Annotated in this window: 19 protein-coding genes; 9 read left to right on the forward strand and 10 right to left on the reverse strand. The window is 70.3% G+C overall.

The window, feature by feature from the left end; translation table 11 throughout:
• Positions 1-51: 51 nt before the first annotated feature.
• From WQ56_RS04435 to yidD, 5 genes are all read right to left on the reverse strand, one after another.
• A complete protein-coding gene (locus WQ56_RS04435) occupies positions 52-372 on the reverse strand; it encodes a hypothetical protein (RefSeq protein WP_156170316.1) in 321 nt (106 codons plus the stop codon).
• Between the two features lie 79 nt (positions 373-451).
• Positions 452-574, reverse strand: a complete 123-nt coding sequence (locus tag WQ56_RS19410) for a hypothetical protein (RefSeq protein WP_255350603.1) — start codon at positions 572-574, stop codon at positions 452-454.
• Positions 575-671: 97 nt separating this feature from the next.
• Positions 672-1,487, reverse strand: a complete 816-nt coding sequence (locus WQ56_RS04445) for a M23 family metallopeptidase (protein WP_231583354.1) — start codon at positions 1,485-1,487, stop codon at positions 672-674.
• An 88-nt stretch (positions 1,488-1,575) separates the two neighbouring features.
• Positions 1,576-2,928 carry a dihydroorotase gene (locus WQ56_RS04450; RefSeq protein ID WP_047135846.1) on the reverse strand — a complete coding sequence of 451 codons (1,353 nt, stop codon included), beginning with the start codon at positions 2,926-2,928 and terminating at the stop codon, positions 1,576-1,578.
• On the reverse strand, positions 2,925-3,161 hold the full coding sequence (gene yidD, locus WQ56_RS04455) for a membrane protein insertion efficiency factor YidD (RefSeq protein WP_047135847.1): 237 nt from the start codon (positions 3,159-3,161) through the stop codon (positions 2,925-2,927). Before yidD ends, WQ56_RS04450 begins: the two co-directional genes overlap by 4 nt.
• Before the next feature lie 111 nt (positions 3,162-3,272).
• Between yidD and dksA the strand changes: the two genes are divergently transcribed.
• On the forward strand, positions 3,273-4,265 hold the full coding sequence (gene dksA / locus WQ56_RS17955; RefSeq protein WP_082132195.1) for an RNA polymerase-binding protein DksA: 993 nt from the start codon (positions 3,273-3,275) through the stop codon (positions 4,263-4,265).
• Positions 4,266-4,411: 146 nt separating this feature from the next.
• On the opposite strand, the gene WQ56_RS04470 is transcribed toward dksA, so the two are convergent.
• Positions 4,412-5,662, reverse strand: coding sequence for an MFS transporter (locus WQ56_RS04470; RefSeq protein WP_047135848.1), 1,251 nt, complete (start codon positions 5,660-5,662; stop codon positions 4,412-4,414).
• Entirely contained in the window at positions 5,659-6,099 is a 441-nt protein-coding gene (locus WQ56_RS04475) for a SufE family protein (RefSeq protein ID WP_047135849.1), read from the reverse strand. The genes WQ56_RS04470 and WQ56_RS04475 overlap by 4 nt, the downstream gene beginning before the upstream one ends.
• Positions 6,100-6,248: 149 nt before the next feature.
• On the opposite strand from WQ56_RS04475, the gene WQ56_RS04480 reads away from it, so the two are divergent.
• Both WQ56_RS04480 and WQ56_RS04485 read left to right on the forward strand, forming a co-directional pair.
• Positions 6,249-7,664 (forward strand): deoxyribodipyrimidine photo-lyase, encoded by a 1,416-nt coding sequence (locus tag WQ56_RS04480; protein ID WP_047135850.1) that lies wholly within the window; start codon positions 6,249-6,251, stop codon positions 7,662-7,664.
• Between the two features lie 168 nt (positions 7,665-7,832).
• On the forward strand, positions 7,833-8,510 hold the full coding sequence (locus tag WQ56_RS04485; protein ID WP_047135851.1) for an OmpA family protein: 678 nt from the start codon (positions 7,833-7,835) through the stop codon (positions 8,508-8,510).
• A gap of 930 nt (positions 8,511-9,440) precedes the next feature.
• On the opposite strand, the gene WQ56_RS04490 is transcribed toward WQ56_RS04485, so the two are convergent.
• From WQ56_RS04490 to WQ56_RS04500, 3 genes are all read right to left on the reverse strand, one after another.
• On the reverse strand, positions 9,441-10,646 hold the full coding sequence (locus tag WQ56_RS04490; RefSeq protein WP_047135852.1) for an acetyl-CoA C-acyltransferase: 1,206 nt from the start codon (positions 10,644-10,646) through the stop codon (positions 9,441-9,443).
• Between the two features lie 162 nt (positions 10,647-10,808).
• Positions 10,809-13,181, reverse strand: a complete 2,373-nt coding sequence (locus tag WQ56_RS04495; RefSeq protein WP_047135944.1) for a 3-hydroxyacyl-CoA dehydrogenase/enoyl-CoA hydratase family protein — start codon at positions 13,179-13,181, stop codon at positions 10,809-10,811.
• A 51-nt stretch (positions 13,182-13,232) separates the two neighbouring features.
• Positions 13,233-13,853 (reverse strand): TetR/AcrR family transcriptional regulator, encoded by a 621-nt coding sequence (locus WQ56_RS04500; RefSeq protein ID WP_047135853.1) that lies wholly within the window; start codon positions 13,851-13,853, stop codon positions 13,233-13,235.
• Positions 13,854-14,071: 218 nt separating this feature from the next.
• On the opposite strand from WQ56_RS04500, the gene ndk reads away from it, so the two are divergent.
• The 6 genes from ndk to bamB all read left to right on the forward strand — a co-directional run bounded on the left by ndk (position 14,072) and on the right by bamB (position 19,266).
• Positions 14,072-14,497 carry a nucleoside-diphosphate kinase gene (ndk, locus tag WQ56_RS04505; protein WP_047135854.1) on the forward strand — a complete coding sequence of 142 codons (426 nt, stop codon included), beginning with the start codon at positions 14,072-14,074 and terminating at the stop codon, positions 14,495-14,497.
• Positions 14,494-15,681, forward strand: a complete 1,188-nt coding sequence (gene rlmN, locus WQ56_RS04510; protein ID WP_047135945.1) for a 23S rRNA (adenine(2503)-C(2))-methyltransferase RlmN — start codon at positions 14,494-14,496, stop codon at positions 15,679-15,681. The genes ndk and rlmN overlap by 4 nt, the downstream gene beginning before the upstream one ends.
• Complete coding sequence (locus WQ56_RS04515) at positions 15,668-16,483, forward strand: hypothetical protein (protein ID WP_047135946.1); 816 nt, start codon at positions 15,668-15,670, stop codon at positions 16,481-16,483. The genes rlmN and WQ56_RS04515 overlap by 14 nt, the downstream gene beginning before the upstream one ends.
• Positions 16,480-17,307, forward strand: a complete 828-nt coding sequence (locus WQ56_RS04520) for a helix-turn-helix domain-containing protein (RefSeq protein WP_047135855.1) — start codon at positions 16,480-16,482, stop codon at positions 17,305-17,307. The genes WQ56_RS04515 and WQ56_RS04520 overlap by 4 nt, the downstream gene beginning before the upstream one ends.
• Positions 17,308-17,413: 106 nt before the next feature.
• A complete protein-coding gene (locus WQ56_RS04525; protein WP_047135856.1) occupies positions 17,414-18,046 on the forward strand; it encodes a tetratricopeptide repeat protein in 633 nt (210 codons plus the stop codon).
• Positions 18,046-19,266, forward strand: coding sequence for an outer membrane protein assembly factor BamB (gene bamB / locus WQ56_RS04530; protein WP_047135857.1), 1,221 nt, complete (start codon positions 18,046-18,048; stop codon positions 19,264-19,266). The genes WQ56_RS04525 and bamB overlap by 1 nt, the downstream gene beginning before the upstream one ends.
• The last annotated feature ends 15 nt before the right edge of the window (positions 19,267-19,281 follow it).

The raw sequence follows: 19,281 nt of genomic DNA on the forward strand, positions 1-19,281 counted from the left end.
AATCCTAACCCGGGATGAAGATGCGCGACGTCACCTGCGCCTCACTTCCGCTCACTCGTCCGCCAGGACGTGGATGCGGATCGGCAACGTGCGTTGGTGGCCTGGGCGATGGACCTGCAGCGTCCAGTCCCCGGTGCTGTCGGGTGTCCGCAGGACGACGCGGCCGTCGTGACCGACCACCACCATGTCGGCACCGGTCTGGATCCTGCTGCCCGGGGGCGCCAGGCCCTCGATGCTCGTGCCTCGAACCGCAGTGAGCGGAAAGCGCACCCGGGAGCCTGCCACTTCCCGACCGGGTTGCGTCAATGCAGGTGTGTGCGCCGCGTCGCGTTCGACCACGGAGCTCGATGCACGCATGATCGGCTTGTCCACGCACCCGGACACGGCTGGCAGCATCAGGAGTGCCGCGCAGAGCGTGCCTTTTGTCCTCGTGGTGCCGCACAAGCCCATCTCAACGCTCCAACACCAGTTGCGGATCGATCCGGACGTCGAACCGCGCCTCCATGATCCCCGCGTTGCGGCGCTGACGAACGCGCCGCCGCGCGTGGGGAGGGCAAACGACGTGGGCACCCATCTCAGCGCTCCAGCACCGCGCCTCCATGATCCCCACATTGCGGCGCTGACGAACGCGCCGCCGCGCGTGGGGAGGGCAAACGACGTGGACACCCATCTCAGCGCTCCAACACCAGTTGCGGATCGATGCGGATGTCGAACCAGTTCATCCCCCAATGCAGATGCGGCCCGGTCGCGCGCCCGGTGGCGCCGACCGCGCCGATCACCTGGCCCTGTTCCACGCGCTCGCCGACCTTGGCGTCGATGCGCGACAGGTGCAGGAAGTTCGAGCTCACGCCATGGCCGTGATCGAGCAGCAGCGTGCCGCCGGTCAGGTAGAGGTCGGGGGCGGCGAACGTCACGATGCCGGCCGCGGGCGCCTTGACCGGCGTGCCGTTCGGCGCGGCGATGTCCATGCCCGAATGCGGCGCGCCCGGCTGCCCGTTGTACGAACGCGCGCGGCCGAAGCGTCCGCTGATACGGCCTTCGACCGGTCGCACGAAGCTGCCGCCGAAATCGACGCGCGCGTCGTCGCGCGCCCGTGCCTGGCTGACCTGCGCCTGTTCGCGTCGGATCCGCTCGGCGATCGCCGGCGGCGGGTTGACGGTGGCCGGCGGTACGCCGTTGACGCGTTCGACCGGCCAGTCGCGCGGCGCGACCGCGATCGTGGCGACGTGCGCGCGGCCCTCGGGGTCGACGACCTGGACCTGCACCGGTCCGGTCTCGTCACGGCCGATGCCCAGCGCCACCGTCCCGTAGCCGCTGACGCGCAGCGCACGGTCGCGATAGCGCACTTGGCTGCCCGCCGGCACCTTGCCGACGACCAGGCTGCCTTGCTGGACGCGCTCGGGAAAACGCAGCGCGCCGCTGTCCTGGGCCGCGAGCGGCAGGGCGAGCAGGGCGCAGGACAGCAGCAATGCGAAACGTCTGGGCATCATGGGACGCAATGAAACCGAAGGGCCGCGCAGGGTAGGCCGGCGGACATGAAGGCGCGGTGGCACGACGCGCGCGACCTCGCGCGGCTCAACGCGCGAACGCCAGCCGCTGCCCGGCCGGCTCGCCGACGAGCTGCGTGCCGTCCCAGGCCAGCCGGCCATTGACCCAGGTCGACGCGATCCGCGAGCGGAACGTCGTACCCTCGAACGGCGACCAGCCGCACTTCGACAGCACCTGCCCGCGCTGTACGGTGAACGGAGCGTCCTCGACCAGCACCAGGTCGGCGAAGTAGCCCTCGCGCAGGAAGCCGCGCCCGGCGACGTCGAACAGCTGCGCCGGCGCGTGCGCGAACTTCTGCACCACCCGCGTGATGTCGAAGTGTCCCTCGTGGACGCATTCGAGCGCGGCGACCAGCGCGAACTGCACCAGCGGCAGCCCGCTGGGCGCACGGGTGTAGGGGTTGTGCTTCTCGGCCAGCGTATGCGGCGCGTGGTCGGTGGCGAGCACGTCGATGACGTCGTCGGCCAGCGCCGCCAGCAGCGCGCTGCGGTCGGAGGCGTCCTTGATCGCCGGGTTGCACTTGATCAGGTGCCCCAGCCGCGCGTAGTCGGCGCGCTCGAAGCGCAGGAAGTGGATGCAGGTCTCGGCGGTGATGCGCTTGCGCAGGCGTCCGTCCGCGTCGACCAGCGGGCCGGCCTCGAACAGCGCCAGTTCGTCGGCGGTGGAGATGTGCAGCACGTGCAGCCGGGTGTCGTGACGACGCGCCAGCGCCAGCGCCAGCCGCGTCGACTTGATGCACGCCTCGCGCGAGCGGATGTCGGGGTGGCACTGCGCCGGGATGTCGTCGCCGTACTTTGCCACGTATTCGCGCTGGATCGCGTCGATCGTCGGCGTGTCCTCGCAGTGGGTGATGATCGGCACCGGCGTCTCGCGGAAGATGCCGTCGAGCGTGTCGGGATCGTCGACCAGCATGTTGCCGGTCGACGCGCCCATGAACACCTTGACGCCAGGCGTGGTCAGCGGGTCGATCCGCCGCACGTGGTCGAGGTTGTCGTTGCTCGCGCCCATGTAGAAGGCGTAGTTCGCGCGCGCGCGGCCCGCCGCGCGGTCGTACTTGTCCTGCAGCGCGCCCGCGTTCAGCGTCGGCGGGCTGGTGTTGGGCATGTCCATGAAGCTGGTGAGCCCGCCGGCGACCGCCGCGGCCGACTCGCTGGCGATGTCGGCCTTGTGCTCCAGGCCCGGCTCCCGGAAATGCACCTGATCGTCGATCATGCCCGGCAGCAGCCACCGTCCGCCGGCCTCGACCACGTGCTCGCCTTGGCGCGCGGACAGTTCGCCCGCGATCGCGGCGATGCGGCCGTCGGCATCGATGCGCAGGTCGCCCTCGACGATGCGGCCTTCGTTGACCAGGCGTGCGTTGCGGATCAGGGTCTGAGTCATGGCTTGGAATCCAGTTCGGGCATGGGCACCGGATCGTGCCCGCCGGGGTGCAGGGGATGGCAGCGCGACAGACGGCGCAGCGCCAGCCAGCCGCCGCGCCAGGCGCCGAACCGCGCGATCGCGATCATGGCGTATTGCGAGCAGCTGGGATGGAAGCGGCAGCGCGGGCCGAGCAGGGGGCTGACGAACCGCTTGTAGCCGCGCAGCAGGACGATGAGAAAACGCTCGATCACGGCAGGTCGGCGGGGGCGATGAACGCGGCGGCCGGTCCGGTTGCCGCTGCAGGGTTTGCAGGGTATAACAGCCCGCTTCCCCGTCCAAGGGAATGACAAGGATCGCAGCTCGTGGCAGCCCAGAAACCCGTGAAAAAGGCCGTCAAGAAGGCCGTCAAGCCCGCCGCCAAGGCTCCTGCCAAGGCTGCGACCAAGAAGTCTGCTCCCGCGAAGAAGGCGCCGGTCTCCAAGAAGGCGGCCAAGTCCGCGCCCGTGGCCAAAAAGGTCGCCGCGAAGAAGGTCGCGGCCAAGAAGGCGCCGGTCGCCAAGGTCCCGGCGAAGAAGGCCGCGCCGGCGAAGACGCCCACGAAGAAGATCGCCAAGGTCGCCCCGGTGAAGAAGACCGTGGCGCCGAAGCCGGCGACGACGTCCAGGACCGCCCCTCCGGCGGCGGTCGCCAAGCCCGTCGCCAAGAAGGCAGCGCCGGCGAAGTCGGTCACCGACAAGCCCGTCGCCAAACCGGAGTCCGCGCCGTCGAAGACGGCGTCGGCTTCGGCGAAAACCGCCGCACCCAAGCCGGTGCCGGCTTCCACTCCCACAACACGTCCGCGTCCGGCCGGCAAGGTCGCCGTCGCGGTCGTGGCGCGCCAGCCGGAGCCGGCGCCCAGAACGAAGGTGAAGGTCGTGCAGTACAAGACCGATGAAGAGACAGGTCGCCCCATCCTCCCGGCGGGCTACAAGCCCACGGCCGACGAGGAGTACATGAGTCCGTTGCAGCTCGAATACTTCCGCCAGCGCCTGCTGCAGTGGCGCGCGGACCTGGTCGAGGAATCCAAGCAGACGATCGAGAACCTCAAGGACGAAGTCCGCGACGTCGGCGACGAGGCCGAGCGTGCGACGCGCGAGACCGAGAACTCGCTCGAGCTGCGCACCCGCGACCGCTACCGCAAGCTGATCGGCAAGATCGACAGCACGCTCAAGCGCGTCGATTCGGGCGAGTACGGCTACAGCGTGGACTCGGGCGAGGAGATCGGTCTCGACCGTCTCGAAGCCCGTCTGACCGCCGAGCGCACGATCGACGAGCAGGAGCGCTGGGAACATCTGCAGAAGCAGATGGGGGATTGATCGACGCCATGATCCGTCGCAGGTGATGGGAGATTCGAAGAACCATCGCCTCGACTGTCAGGCGCTCCCGGGAAAAAGCCCGCCATCGGCGGGCTTTTTCGTGCCGGACGCCGCCCTCCCGAGCCCCCAGTCGCCGATCACGGCCCTCAATGCAGCTCGCGCAAGTCCAGACGGCGCAGCCGGGGCGCCTTCCAGGCGGTCGTCGCGACGACGCCCATCGTCATGAACCCGCCGAGCACGACGGCCGGCACCAGACCGAGCAGGCGCGCCATCGAGCCCATGTAGAACGCGCCGATTTCGTTGGACGAGCCGACGAACAGGCCGTTGATCGACGACACGCGCCCGCGCATGTGGTCGGGCGTCGCCAGCTGCATGATCGTCGAGCGCATGACCACCGACACGCCGTCGCACATGCCCGACAACAGCAGGAAGAACGCCGACAGCCAGAACGCGGTCGACAGCCCGAAGCCGATCATGCACAGCCCGAACCCGCCGACTGCGAACAGCAGGATGCGGCCCGCATTGCGCTGGATCGGGTGGCGCGCCAGCCAGATGCCCATCGCCACCGAGCCCAGCGCGGGCGCGCCGCGCAGGATGCCCAGGCCTTCTGGGCCGTAGTGCAGGATGTCGTGGATGAACGCGGGCGCCAGCGAGATCGCGCCGCCGAACAGCACCGCGAACATGTCCAGCGCCAGCGCGCCGAGCAGGATCTGGTGGCCGAACACGAAGCGCGCGCCCTCTGCGATGCTCGCGAAGATCGGCGCGCGCTGCAGCGGGCGCGGCGGCTCGCTCACCTGCAGCCGCGCCAGGAACACGATGACGCCGAGCGCCAGCACCGAGGCCAGCACGTACGCGCTGGGCTCGCCGGCCCAGCCGACGACGAAGCCGCCGATGGCCGGCCCCACCACCACCGCACTTTGGAACGCGATGCTGCCCAGGCTCGCGCCGCGCGCGAACTGCTCGCGCGGCAGCACGCGCGCGAACAGCGCGTTGTAGACCGGCCCCAGGAACGCCCGCACCATGCCGGTGAGCATGATCGGCAGGTAGATCAGCCAGATGCTGCCGCCCAGCACGTCCAGCGCCATCAGTGCGAGCAGCAGCGGCGTGATCGCCAGGCCCGCAGCCGCCGCCATGCCCAGCTTGCGCCGCGGCAGGTGGTCGACGAGGTAGCCGGCGAACGGCGCCACGCAGAAGTACGGCAGCACCTCGGCCAGGCCCACCAGGCCGAGCATCCAGGGGTTCTGGGTCGCGGCGTAGATCTGCCAGCCGACGGTGACCGCGACGATCTGGTAGGACAGGATCGTCAGGATGCGGTAGCCCAGCAACGCGCGGAAGCCGGGGTTGCGCAGCGGTGCCGCCCGGCTGTCGGCCGGGTCCTTGTCGCCAGTCGCGCTCACGCCAGTGCGGACTGGGCCCGGTCGCGGATGAAGGCGAGCAGGGCGGCCAGGCCGTTGCTGCGGGTGGGCGACAGGTGCCGGGCCAGGCCGATGTCGGCGATGTAGTCCGCGTCGGTATCCAGGATCTCGCGGGCGCTGCGGCCCGAGTACACCCGCAACGCCAGATAGATCAGGCCCGAGACGATCGCCGAGTCGCTGGCGGCGGCGAAGTCCAGCCGGCTCGCGTCACCCGACGGCACGATCCACACCATCGACTGGCAGCCGTGCAGCCGGTTGGCCTCGGTCTTGTCCGCGTCGGGGAAGGGTGGCAGCTTGCGGCCGAGGTCGATCAGGTACTGGTAGCGTTCCGACCAGTCGCCGAAGAAGGCGAATTCGTCGGCGATGGCGCGCTGCGCCTGTTCGGGCGAGGCTTCGAGCGGGAAGGGCGAATCGGTCACGGTGCAGGACGTCGGGCAACGGGCGGCGCCGCACTGCGGGCCTGAAGCGCACTAGTTTGAAGCAAAAGCATGCGAAGGGGACGTGGCGGCCTTCTCGCCGCCATCATCGGCGTCGGCTAGGCTGGCCGCCGACGCGCGAGGAGGAGCGCATGGCGAACGCGATCGTCTGGTTCCGCAACGATCTCCGACTCGACGACAATCCCGCGTTGCACGCCGCGCTCGAGGCCGGCTTCGCGCCGGTGTGCGTCTACATCCACGCCCAGGACGAGGAGGGCGACTGGGCGCCGGGTGCGGCGTCTAACGCCTGGCGCCACCGGTCGCTGGCCGCACTCGACCAGGCCTTGCGCCGCCACGGCGCACGCCTGCGGCTGTTCCATGGTCCGACGCTGCCGACCCTGCGCACGCTGGTGGAGACCTGCGACGCGGAGGCGGTGTTCTGGAACCGCCGCTACGAACCGGCCATCGAGCGGCGCGACGCGCAGATCAAGCGGACGCTGCGCGAGGACGGCCTGCGGGCCGAGAGCCACGACGGTGCGCTGTTGTTCGAACCCTGGGCGCTGCAGACCGGGCAGGGCGGCCCCTATAAGGTGTTCACCCCGTTCTGGCGCAAGGCGCTGTCGAACTGGCCGATGCGCCCGACGTGGTCGCCGCCGCCGTTGCTGCCCGCGGCCGAGACCGGACCGCACGGCGTCGCGCTCGCCGACCTCAAGCTCGCGCCCGTGCCCGACTGGTCCACCGGCTTCTGGTCGTCGTGGACGCCGGGCGAGGACGGCGCGCGGGAAGCACTGGAGGTCTTCGTCGACGGCGCGCTGCGCGACTACGCCAGCGGCCGCGACCGCCCCGACCAGGTCGGCACCTCGCGCCTGTCGCCGCACCTGCATTTCGGCGAGATCGCCCCGTGGCGGATCGTCGCCGCGCTCGAGGCCGAACGGCGCGCCGCGACCGCGCCGCAGATCGACGCCTACGTCCGCCAGCTCGGCTGGCGTGAGTTCGGCCATCACCTGATGCACCACTTCCCGGACAGTATCGACCGCGACCTCAATTCCCGCTTCGCGCGTTTCCGCTGGGCGCGGCCCGATGCAGGCCGCCTCGACGCCTGGCGCCACGGCCGCACCGGCGTGCCGATCGTCGATGCGGGCATGCGCGAGCTCTGGCAGACCGGCTGGATGCACAACCGGGTGCGGCTGATCGTAGGCAGCTGGCTGTGCAAGCACATGCGCGTGCACTGGCGCGAGGGCGCCCGCTGGTTCTGGGACACGCTGGTCGATGCCGACCTGGCCAACAACACGCTCGGCTGGCAATGGATCGGCGGCACCGGTGCGGATGCGTCCCCGTATTTCCGCATCTTCAACCCGGTCGCGCAGGCGCAACGCTTCGATCCGGACGGCCGCTATATCCGGCGCTGGGTCCCGGAACTGGCCGACGTGCCGACGCCGCTGCTGTTCGCGCCGTGGACCGAGCCGTCGCGGCTGGCGCAACTGGCCCCGGCGTATCCGCGCCGGCCGATGGTCGATCTCGAGGCCGGACGCGAGGCCGCATTGGCCGCCTATCGCGCGGCCCGCTGAGGCAGTCGCGAGCGGCTCGACGAGGCAAGCGCGCGGCGACCCGCGAAAGCTGAACGGGCCTTGGACCGACTGCGGGGCCATCACCCCTTTTGCATTTTGCAGCCGCTACTGTCGGCCGCGTTCACCATCCGCGGACGCGAACCGTCCCAACGCCAGGAGATCCAAGACATGCGCAAACTGAGCACCGCAGGCCTCACCACCGCCATCGCCGGCGTCCTGTTGCTGAGCAGCTGCGCCAGCTACACCGGCCAGACCAGCGCTCCGGACGATCCGAACCGCACCCGCAACAACGCCCTGATCGGCGCCGGCATCGGCGCGGTCGCCGGCCTGCTGAGCGGCTCGGACGCGACCGAACGCCGCCAGCGCGCCCTCGTCGGCGCCGGTGTCGGCGGCCTCGCCGGCGGCGCCGTCGGTGCCTATCAGGACCGACAGGAAGCCGAGCTCCGTCGGCAGACCCAGGGCACCGGCATCCAGGTCGACCGCGAAGGCGATGTCATCAAGCTCAACCTGCCCGACGGCGTGACGTTCGATTTCGGCAAGGCCGACCTGAAGTCGCAGTTCTATCCTGCGCTCAACAACGTCGCCCGCACGCTGTCGGAGTACGACCAGACGATCGTCGAGATCTCCGGCCACACCGACAGCGTCGGCAGCGACGCCGTCAACCAGCGCCTCTCCGAGCAACGCGCCAATGCCGTGGGCAACTACCTGATCGGTCAGGGCCTGCTGCGCCAGCGCTTCGAGATCGTCGGCTTCGGCAAGACCCGCCCGATCGCCGACAACAGCACCGAGCAGGGCCGTGCGGCCAACCGCCGCGTCGAGGTCCGCGTGGTGCCACTGCAGTCCTGATCGCGACGCGATCGTGCAACAAGAAGGCCCCGGCATCGCCGGGGCCTTTTCGTTGCACGGCATGCCGCAGCGCATCTGTAGAGGTGCGCTCGCGCGCGACAGGTAGTCGTGAAAGCGCCTCGCGCGCAAGCGCGCTCCTACACGCCACCAGCCTCGATCGCGGCGCCCTCACCAAGACCACATCGCACAAGCGCCCTTGTATCCCGTTTCCCGGCCCGCCGTCGCACCCGTGTCCAGCGCCTGTCGGGTACCGTGACCACCAAGCGGATATCGGGCCGCGACTGGGCGCGGTACCCGGCAGGGGCCCGCGCCGCGCCATCCGCGGCGACCTACACCGAGATCGTGTCGCACTGGCTTTCCATAATCCGCTTTCCGGCCCGCCGTCGCACCCGTCTCCAGCGCCTGTCGGGTACCGTGACCACCAAGCGGATATCGGGCCGCGACTGGGCGCGGTACCCGGCAGGCGCCCACGCCGCACCATCAGCCTCGATCGCGGCACGGCATCGGGGCTGCATCGCGCAAGCTCCTCGTATTCCGCTTTCCGGGCCGCCGTCGCACCTGTGTCCAGCGCCTGTCGGGTGCCGTGACCACCAAGCGGATATCGGGCCGCGACTGGGCGCGGTACCCGGCAGGCGCCCACGACACACCATCAGCCTCGATTGCGGCGCCCGCCCCGAGACCGCATCGCACAAGCTCCCTCGTATCCCGCTTTCCGGCCCGCCGTTGCACCTGTGTCCAGCGCCTGTCGGGTGCCGCGACCACCAAGCGGATATCGGGCCGCGACTGGGCGCGGTACCCGGCAGGCGCCCACGCCGCACCCTCTCGCATGCGCCCATTAGCCTCGTTCGCAGCGCCTGACACAGAGACCGCGTCGCACCACCACACGCGCAACCGCGGCCTCCTGGATCGGAGGCCGCGCTGCACGCGCCGCTACAGCGCCTCGATCACACCCGCCGCGCCCATGCCCGTGCCGATGCACATCGTCACCAGCCCGTAGCGCTTCTTGCGCCGGCGCATGCCGTGCACGATCGTCGCCGTGCGGATCGCCCCCGTAGCCCCCAGCGGATGCCCCAGCGCGATCGCCCCCCCGGGCGGGTTGACCTTGTCCGGGTCCAGCTTGCTGTCGCGGATCACCGCCAGCGCCTGCGCCGCGAACGCCTCGTTGAGCTCGATCCAGTCGATGTCGTCGAGCGTCAGCCCCGCCTGCGCCAGCGCCTTGGGAATCGCCGCGATCGGCCCGATGCCCATGACTTCGGGCCGCACGCCGGCGACCGCGAAGCTCACGAAGCGCGCCAGCGGCTTGAGTCCGTGGTCGTTCACCGCCCGCTCCGACGCGAGCAGGATGCCCGCCGCGCCGTCGCTCATCTGCGAACTGTTGCCCGCCGTCACCGAGCCGCCGAACTGCCCGTTGCGGAACACCGGCTTGAGCTTGGCCAGCCCCTCGATCGACGAGTCCGGACGCGGCCCCTCGTCGGTATCCACCAGTCGCTTCTTCAGCTGCACGGTGTTGCCGGCCAGATCGGGCTGGTGGGAGAGGATCTCGTACGGGCTGATCTCGTCCTTGAACTCGCCGGCCTGGATCGCCGCGATCGCCTTCTGGTGCGAGGCCAGCGCGAACGCGTCCTGGTCCTCGCGCGAGACCTTCCATTCCTCGGCGACCTTCTCGGCGGTGATGCCCATGCCGTAGGCGATCGCGACATGGTCGTCCTCGAACACCGACGGCGACAGCGCGACCTTGTTGCCCATCATCGGCACCATGCTCATGCTCTCGGTGCCGCCGGCGAGCATCAGGTCGGCGTTGCCCAGCCGGATCTCGTTGGCCGCCAGCGCGACGGCCTGCAGGCCCGACGAGCAGAAGCGGTTGACCGTCTGCGCGGCGACCGTGTCGGGCAGGCCGGCCAGCAGCACGCCGATGCGCGCCACGTTCATGCCTTGCTCGCCCTCGGGCATCGCGCAGCCGATGATCGCGTCGTCGATGCGGCCCGGATCGATGCCCGGCGCCTGCGCCACGACGGCCTTGAGCACGTGCGCGAGCATGTCGTCGGGGCGGGTGTTGCGGAACACGCCCTTCGGCGCCTTGCCCACCGGGGTGCGCGTGGCGGCGACGATGTAGGCGTCCTGGATCTGCTTGGTCATGGCGTTCTCCGAACGCCGGGATTGGGGATTCGGGAACCGGGATTCGATGAAGCGCATCCCGATGCCCGAACGTGGCCCCGCCTCCGGCGGAATGTTGAGTTGGAGGGATCCGGAATTCGCTTCTTCGAATCCCGAATCCCCAATTCCGAATCCCGCGGAACGCTAGTTCCTCAGCGGCTTGCCCGTCTTGAGCATGTGCGCGATGCGGGCCTGGGTCTTCTCCTGCTGCGCCAGCTCGACGAAGTGCTGGCGCTCGAGGCGGATCAGCCAGTCCTCGTCGACGAGCGCGTTACGGTCGACATTGCCGCCGCACAGCACGGTCGCGATCCGCTCGGCGATCTCGTAGTCGTACGGGCTCACGAAACGGCCCTCGAGCATGTTGACCAGCAGCATCTTGAACGTCGCGATGCCGACGTCGCCGGCGACGCGGATCGCGCGCGCGGGCAGGGGCGGGCGATAGCCCGACTCGGCCAGCGCAGCCGCCTGCTGGCGGGCGACGTGCAGCAGCTCGTAGGCGTTGAACGTCACCACGTCGTCGGCGCGCAGCAACCCCAGCTCCTTCGCATGGACCGCCGACGTCGAGACCTTGGCCATCGCGACGGTCTCGAAGGTCTTCTTGAGCTCGGCGAAGACGTCGCCGCCCGGACCGGCTGCGTTCGATGCGCGCACCGCCAGCTCCTTCAGGCCGCCACCGGCCGGCAGCAGGCCGACCCCGGCCTCGACCAGGCCGATGTAGCTCTCCAGGTGGGCGACCGTGCGCGCGCTGTGCATCTGGAACTCGCAGCCGCCGCCCAGCGCCAGCCCGCGCACCGCCGCGACCACCGGCACCAGCGAATACTTGATGCGCTGGCTGGTCGCCTGGAAGTTGGCAACCATCGCCTCGAATGCGTCGACCTTGCCGGCCTGCAGCAGGCCCAGCGCGCCAGCGAGGTCGGCGCCGGCCGAGAACGGCTCCTTCGGCTGCCAGATCACGACGCCCTTGAAGTTCTTCTCGGCGATGCCGATCGCCTCCTGGATGCCGTCGAGCACCTGGTCGGAGACGGTGTGCATCTTGGTCTTGAAGCTGATCACGCCGATGTCGTCGCCATCGGTCCACAGCCGGATGCCGTCGTTCTCGAACCGGGTCTCGCCCGGGTCGAAACGTTCGCCGAGCAGCGGGTCGGGGAAGCGCTGGCGGCGGTAGACCGGCAGCGACGAACGCGGCAGCTTCGCGTTCTGCGCCGGGCTGTAGCTGCCTTCGGCGGCGTGCACGCTCTCGCGGCCGTCGAACACCCAGTCGGGCAGCGGTGCACTGCTCATGGTCTTGCCAGCGACGATGTCCTCGGCGATCCAGTCGGCGACCTGCTTCCAGCCCGCGGCCTGCCACAGCTCGAACGGCCCCTGCTGCCAGCCGTAGCCCCAGCGGATCGCCAGGTCGACGTCGCGCGCGGTCTGCGCGATGTCCTCCAGGTGTACCGCGCTGTAGTGGAACAGGTCGCGCAGGATCGCCCAGACGAACCGGGCTTGCGGGTGCTCGCTGCCACGCAGCCTGGCCATGCGCTCGGCCGGGTCGCGGGTCTTGAGGATCTCGACGACCTCGTCGGCGGCCTTGCGGTCGGCCGGCCGGTACTCCTGCGTCTCCAGATCGAATACGGTGATGTCCTTGCCGGCCTTGCGGAAGATGCCGGCGCCGGCCTTCTGCCCGAGCGCGCCCTTGTCGATCAGCGCCGCCAGCCACTTGGGCGCGGCGAAGTAGTCGTGCCACGGATCGTCGGGCAGGGTGTCGGCCATCGTCTTGATGACGTGCGCCATCGTGTCGAGCCCGACCACGTCCGAGGTCCGGTAGGTCGCCGACTTCGGCCGGCCGAGCAGGGGGCCGGTCAAGGCGTCGACCTCGTCGAAGCCCAGCCCCGACGCCTGGGTGTGGTGGATCGTCGACAGGATCGAGAACACGCCGATCCGGTTGCCGATGAAGTTCGGCGTGTCCTTCGCGTAGACCACGCCCTTGCCGAGCTGCGTCGTCAGGAAGGCCTCGAGCCCTTCGAGGACGGCCTTGTCGGTGGTCCTGGCTGGGATCAGTTCGGCCAGGTGCATGTAGCGCGGCGGGTTGAAGAAGTGCACGCCGCAGAAGCGATGGCGAAGTTCTTCTGGAAGAACCTCGGCCAACTTGTTGATTCCAAGGCCTGACGTGTTGCTTGCGAGTACGGCATGGGACGGCACGTGCGGGGCGATCCTGCGGTACAGGTCCTGCTTCCAGTCCATCCGCTCGGCGATCGCCTCGACGATCAGGTCGCAGTCCTCGAGCTGGGCCAGGCCGGTCTCGTAGTTGGCCGGGACGATCGCCTCGGCCAGCCCGCGCGCGGCCAGCGGCGCCGGGCTGAGCTTGCCCAGGTTCGCCAGCGCCTTGCGCACGGTGCCGTCGGGGTCGCCGTCCTTGGCCGGCAGGTCGAACAGCACGGTGTCGATGCCGGCATTCGTCAGGTGCGCAGCGATCTGCGCGCCCATGACGCCGGCGCCCAGGACCGCGGCACGACGTACAAGCAGTTTCTCTGACATGTGTTCCATCCCTTTGTTTTTGCAGGAACCCGGACGCAGCCCGGGCATGGATTAGGCGCGGAAGCCTGCGGCGGAGAACCGGATCAGCTCGGCGGCGATCCGGGTACGGTGTTCGGTCTCGGTGGTGCCGGGCGGGCGCTTGATCAGACCGAAGTCGGCCATCGCGTAGGTCAGGGCCCCGGCCAGGAAATCCAGGCGGCCGTAGAGCTCCGCCTTGCCGAGGTCGGGCAGGCAGGCGGCGAGCGCGGCGGCGAACTCCCGCGGCACGTGGCCGTACTGCTCGGACAGGAACTTGCGCAGCGCATCGTTCTTCTCGACGTAGGCGCGTGCGATGACGCGGACGAAGCCGCCGCCGCCGTTGCGCCCGATCGCCATGTCCAGCGCCGGGTCGACGAACGCGGCGATGATCGGCTCGATCTGCCCGGGCTGCTCGGCCAGCGCCCGGCGCAATTGGGCCAGGCGCTGCGCGCTCATCTGGTCCATGCGCCGGCGGAACACCTCGTTGACGAGGTTCTCCTTGCTGCCGAAGTGGTAGTTGACCGCGGCGATGTTGACGTCGGCGCGGCTGGTGACCTGCCGCAGCGACGTGCCGGTGAACCCGTAGGCGGCGAACAGCTCCTCGGCTGCGCCGAGGATCTTGTCCTTCGTGGAAAACTGCCGCGTTCCCGCCATCCGTTCCTCCCGAGGTGAATCAAACGCTTGTTTGATGCTAGAGGGCGCGGGGCTGACGCGTCAATGACCGCGGCGCATCCCACGATGCGGAAGTCGTCCGCGATGCGGTAGAATCGCGGCAGCCGTATCGGCTCAACCCGCGCCCTGACGCGGGTTTTTCCATGTTAACTTCGACCGTTCCGCTGGGGCGGTCGTCCCTTTGTCCGGAGAATTCGCAGATGGCGCTCGAGCGCACCCTGTCCATCGTCAAGCCCGATGCCGTTGCCAAGAACGTCATCGGCGAGATCTACACCCGTTTCGAGAAGGCGGGCCTGAAGATCGTGGCCGCCAAGTACAAGCAGCTCACCCGCGAAGAGGCCGAGGGCTTCTACGCCGTGCACAAGGAGCGTCCGTTCTTCGGCGCGCTGGTCGAGTTCATGACCTCCGGCCCGGTGATGATCCAGGCCCTGGAAGGCGAGAACGCCGTGGCCCTGCACCGCGAGCTGCTGGGCGCGACCAACCCGAAGGACGCCGCGCCGGGCACGATCCGCGCCGACTTCGCCGACTCGATCGACGCCAACGCCGCCCACGGCTCGGACTCGGTCGAGAACGCGCAGACCGAGATCGCGTACTTCTTCAAGAACGACGAAGTCGTCTCGCGCTGAGTGATGCCATCGTGACCGGGGCCGCCATCGACGTTGCCGTCGCCAAGCAGAACCTGCTCGACCTCGATCGCGAGGGACTGGAGCGCTTTTTCGCCGAGACCCTCGGCGAAAAGCGCTTCCGTGCCCACCAGGTGATGAAGTGGATCCACCACCGCTACGTCACCGATTTCAATGAAATGACCGACCTGGGCAAGGTGCTGCGCGCCAAGCTCGAGGCGCACGCCGAAGTCCGCGTGCCGCAGATCCAGTTCGAGAAGCCCTCCGCCGACGGCACCCACAAGTGGCTGCTGGCGATGGACGGCCTGAACGCGATCGAGACCGTCTACATCCCCGACAAGGGGCGCGGCACGCTGTGCGTGTCGTCGCAGGTGGGCTGTGCGCTCAACTGCCAGTTCTGCTTCACCGCGACCCAGGGCTTCAACCGCAACCTGTCGACCGCCGAGATCATCGGCCAGGTCTGGGTGGCGGCCCGCCACCTGGGCAACGTGCCCCACAAGCAGCGCCGCCTGACCAACGTGGTCATGATGGGCATGGGCGAGCCGCTGATGAACTTCGACAACGTCGTGCGCGCGATGAGCATCATGCGCGACGACCTGGGCTACGGCCTGGCCAACAAGCGCGTCACGCTGTCGACCGCCGGCATGGTGCCGATGATCGACAAGCTCGGCGAGGTCAGCGATGTGTCGCTGGCGGTCTCGCTGCACGCGCCCAACGACGCGCTGCGCAGCGAGCTGGTGCCGCTCAACAAGAAGTACCCGATCGCCGAGCTGATGGAATCGTGCGTGCGCTACGCGCAGCGCAAGCGCGGCGAGTCGGTGACGTTCGAGTACACGCTGATGCGCGACGTCAACGACCAGCCCCAGCACGCCCGCGAGCTGGTGCGGCTGATGCGCGAGTTCGACAACCGCCTGCAGATGAAGGACGCGGCGAAGGTCAACCTGATCCCGTTCAATCCGTTCCCGGGCACCCGCTTCGAGCGCCCGGACGACGCGGCGATCCGCCGGTTCCAGAAGCTGCTCAACGAATCGGGCCGCATCGCGCCGGTGCGCCGCACCCGCGGCGACGACATCGACGCCGCCTGCGGCCAGCTCAAGGGGCAGGTCGCCGACCGCACGCGGCGGCAGGCCGAGCACCTCAAGCGGCTGCGGGCCGAGGGTGGCGACGGTGTCGATGCGGCGGCCTGAGGCCGTCCTGCTGCCGCTGCTGCTCGGCCTGGCGCTCGCCGGCTGTTCGCGCCTCGACTTCGTCAAACCCAGCGCCAAGAGCGATTTCCGCCCCGAGCGCCCGACCTACCAGACGCGCGGCACCGCCGAGTCGCGCCGCGCCGACGCCGCGCGCGACCAGCTCGCGCTGGCGATGCGCGCGTTCCAGCTGGGCGACGAGAAGACCGCCGAGCGTGATGCCCGTGCGGCGCTGCGCAACGCCGAGACCGCCGCCGATGCGAACACGCTGCTGGCGCTGCTGAGCGAGCGCCAGGGCCGGCACGCGCAGGCCGGGGGCTTCTACCGCGCCGCGGTCGAGCGCGCGCCCGGTCGCGGCGCCACCCTCAACAACTATGGCGCCTGGCTGTGCCGCAGCGGGCGCGCCGCCGAATCGCTGCCGCATTTCGACGCCGCGCTGCAGGACCCGGCCTACGGCGACCGCGCCGGCGCGCTGGCCAACGCCGGCGCCTGCGCGCTGGATGCGGGCGACCTGGCGCGGGTCGAACCGGACCTGCGCGCCGCGCTCGAGCTCGAACCCGAGAGTGCCGTGGCGCTCGACGCCATGGCCCGCTACCTCGCGGGCCGGGAGCGCTGGTTCGATGCGCGCGCATTTTCGCAACGACGGCTTGCCGTGGCCCCCGCAACTGCGGCAGCATTGCAACTGGCGGCCCGCATCGAACAGGGGCTCGGCGACGGTGCCGCCGCCGAACGTCTTCTGCAGCGCCTGGAAATCGAATTTCCGGACGCGCCGCGACTCCAGCCAAGGGAAACCAGTCCGCCATGAGTTCTTCGCACCAGGCCATGCCAGAGACCACGTCTGGGGTCGGGGAGCGCCTGCGCGTCGCGCGCGAGCAGGCCGGGCTGGGCGTCGCCGACGTCGCCTCGCGGCTGCGGATGCGGGTGCGCGTGGTCGAGGCACTCGAGGCCGAGGACTGGGGGCGCCTGGGCGCGCAGGTGTTCGTGCGCGGCCAGCTGCGCAGCTACCTGCGCCTGCTCGGCCTGCCGGACGCGCTGGCCGACAGCGTGCCCGAGGCGACTGAGGTGCGGCCGCCGGAACTGACCCCGCGCACCTTCACCCCGCCAATGCAGCGGCTGCTCGACAAGGCGATGGGGCGGGCGGTCTACGTCGTCATCACCGCGCTGATCGTCGTCCCGGTGTGGGTCGCGACGCGCCAGCACGTCGATGGCGCGAGCGAGATCACCGCCTCGCTCGGCGTGGCCGGCGACGAGGACGCCCCGGCCCAGCCGGCCGGGCCCCGGCCCGTGACCGCATCGCTGGGCGCGCTGCCCAAGCGGCCCGCGGTGGTCGCGCCGCCCGCCGAGGCCGCGCCCCGCGAGCAGGCCGGGCGGCTGACGCTGCGCTTCAACGGCCCGAGCTGGGTCGAGGTGGTCGGCCACGATGGCCAGCGGATCGAATCGGCGGAGATCCCGGGCGGGGAGCAGCGCGAGTTCGCGACCGCGGACGTGCGCCGCGTCGTGCTCGGCAACGCCGGTGCGGTGGAGGTGCTGCGCGACGGCGTCGTTCAGGATCTGTCCGAGTTCCGCCGGTCGAACGTCGCGCGCTTTGAGGTATCCTCCGAACGCGGTTTCGCGCCCGCCGCCGAATAGGCGGCCCGCGCCCGCATCCCGGTCCGGCCGGGCGCCCCGTGCGCCGTTGCCGGCCGTCGTTTTCCATTCGCAATGACCCGTCGCCATCGGCGGGCGCAGAGAACATATGGCACTTGACGAGCTGCTGGACGAGCGCGAACAGGGGGAGCGGGTCAAGGCCTGGCTTCGCGACAACAGTCTGGGACTGATCGGCGGCGTCATCGTCGGTGTGGTCCTGATCGGCGGCTGGCAGTACTGGAAGCAGCGGACCCACGGCCAGGCCGTGGCCCAGCACGAGGCCTACCAGGGCGCACTGCTCGACATCCGGTCGGGCACGCTCGACAAGGCCGGCGAACGCATCGCCGCGCTGCCCGATTCCACCTACGGCGAACTGGCCGCATTGCAGCTGGCCAAGGCCCAGCTCGATGCCGGCGACCGCGATGCGGCGATCGCCACGCTGCAGGGCGTCGAAGGCGCCGAGCCCGGCGTGGCCGCGGTCGTGCGCCAGCGCCTGGCGCGGCTGCTGACCGACGCCGGCCGCGGCGAGGAAGCGGTCGCGCTGCTCGCCGGTGCCGAAGACGCCGTGTCGCTGGAGGCCCGCGGCGACGCGCATTTCGCGCTCGACCGCGCCGACCAGGCCCGCGCCGACTACGCCGCCGCGCTGCGCGGCCTCGACAGCGCAGCGCCGCAGCGCGGGCTGCTCGAACTCAAGCTTTCCCAAGTCGGCGGTGCGCCCGACGAACCCGAGGTTGAATCCTGATGACCGAGCACACGGCCCCCGCCGCGGCTTCTCCCGTTCCGTCCCGCGCGCTGCGGATCGCGGCGATCGCGCTGTGCGCGGTCGCGGTGACCGGCTGCAGCACCGTCCGCGGCTGGTTCGGCAACAGCGAGAAGGCCGACGCCAAGGCGCTGTCGGAGCCCGCCGAGCTGACCGACATCACCCCGTCGGTGACGGTCTCGCGCCTGTGGACGGCCAACGCCGGCAAGGGCGAGGGCCGGCTGGGCGTGCGCCAGGGGCCCGCGGTGGCCGACGGGCGCGTCTACGTCGCGGCGATCAAGGGCGGCGTGCGCGCGCTCGACCTGCAGAGCGGTGCCTCGGTCTGGCGCCACGAGTCGGACCTGCGGTTGAGCGGCGGCCCCGGGGTCGGCGATGGCCTGGTGGTCGTCGGCAGCCTCGACGGCGACGTGCTGGCGCTCGACGCTTCGACCGGCGAGCAGCGCTGGACCGCCAAGGTCACCAACGAGATCATCGCAGCCCCGACGATCGGCCAGGGCCTGGTGCTGGTGCGCTCCAACGACGGCCGCGTGACCGCGTTCGACGCCGCCAGCGGCGAGCGGCGCTGGTTCTGGGTCCGCGAACTGCCGTCGCTGACCGTCCGCGGCAACGACGCGCCGGTGCTCGGCCCGGGCTTCGTGTTCGTCGGCAACGACGACGGCACGCTCGCCGCGCTCGCGCTGGCCGACGGCCGCACGCTGTGGGAGCAGGCGGTCGCCCAGCCCGACGGCCGCACCGAGCTCGAGCGCATGGCCGACGTCGACGGCACCCCGGTGCTCGACGAGGCCGTGCTGTTCGCCAGCAGCTACCGCCATCGCACGATGGCGCTCGAAGGCCCGAGCGGCCGCCCGCTGTGGGTCAGCGAGCACGGCGGCTCCAACCGCCCGGGCCTGTCGCCGCACCGCGTGGTCGTCACCGACGCCAACGGCACGGTCTGGGCGCTGGACAAGTTCAGCGGCACGGCCGCCTGGCAGCAGCCGGCGCTGGCGCGCCGCAACCTCAGCGCCGCTGCGATCCAGGGCGACTACGCCGTGGTCGGCGATCTCGAGGGTTACCTGCACTGGCTGCGCCTGGACGACGGCGAGTTCGCCGCGCGCCAGCGGGCCGGGCGCGACCCGATCAAGGGCGCACCGGTCGTCGTCGACGGCGTGCTGGTCGTGCAGACGATCGACGGCGACGTCAGCGCCTGGCGCCTCGCCCAGTAGGGTTTCCGCCCCGCG

The organism is Luteimonas sp. FCS-9 (genome assembly GCF_001014645.1).
In the GTDB taxonomy this organism is placed as follows: domain Bacteria; phylum Pseudomonadota; class Gammaproteobacteria; order Xanthomonadales; family Xanthomonadaceae; genus Luteimonas.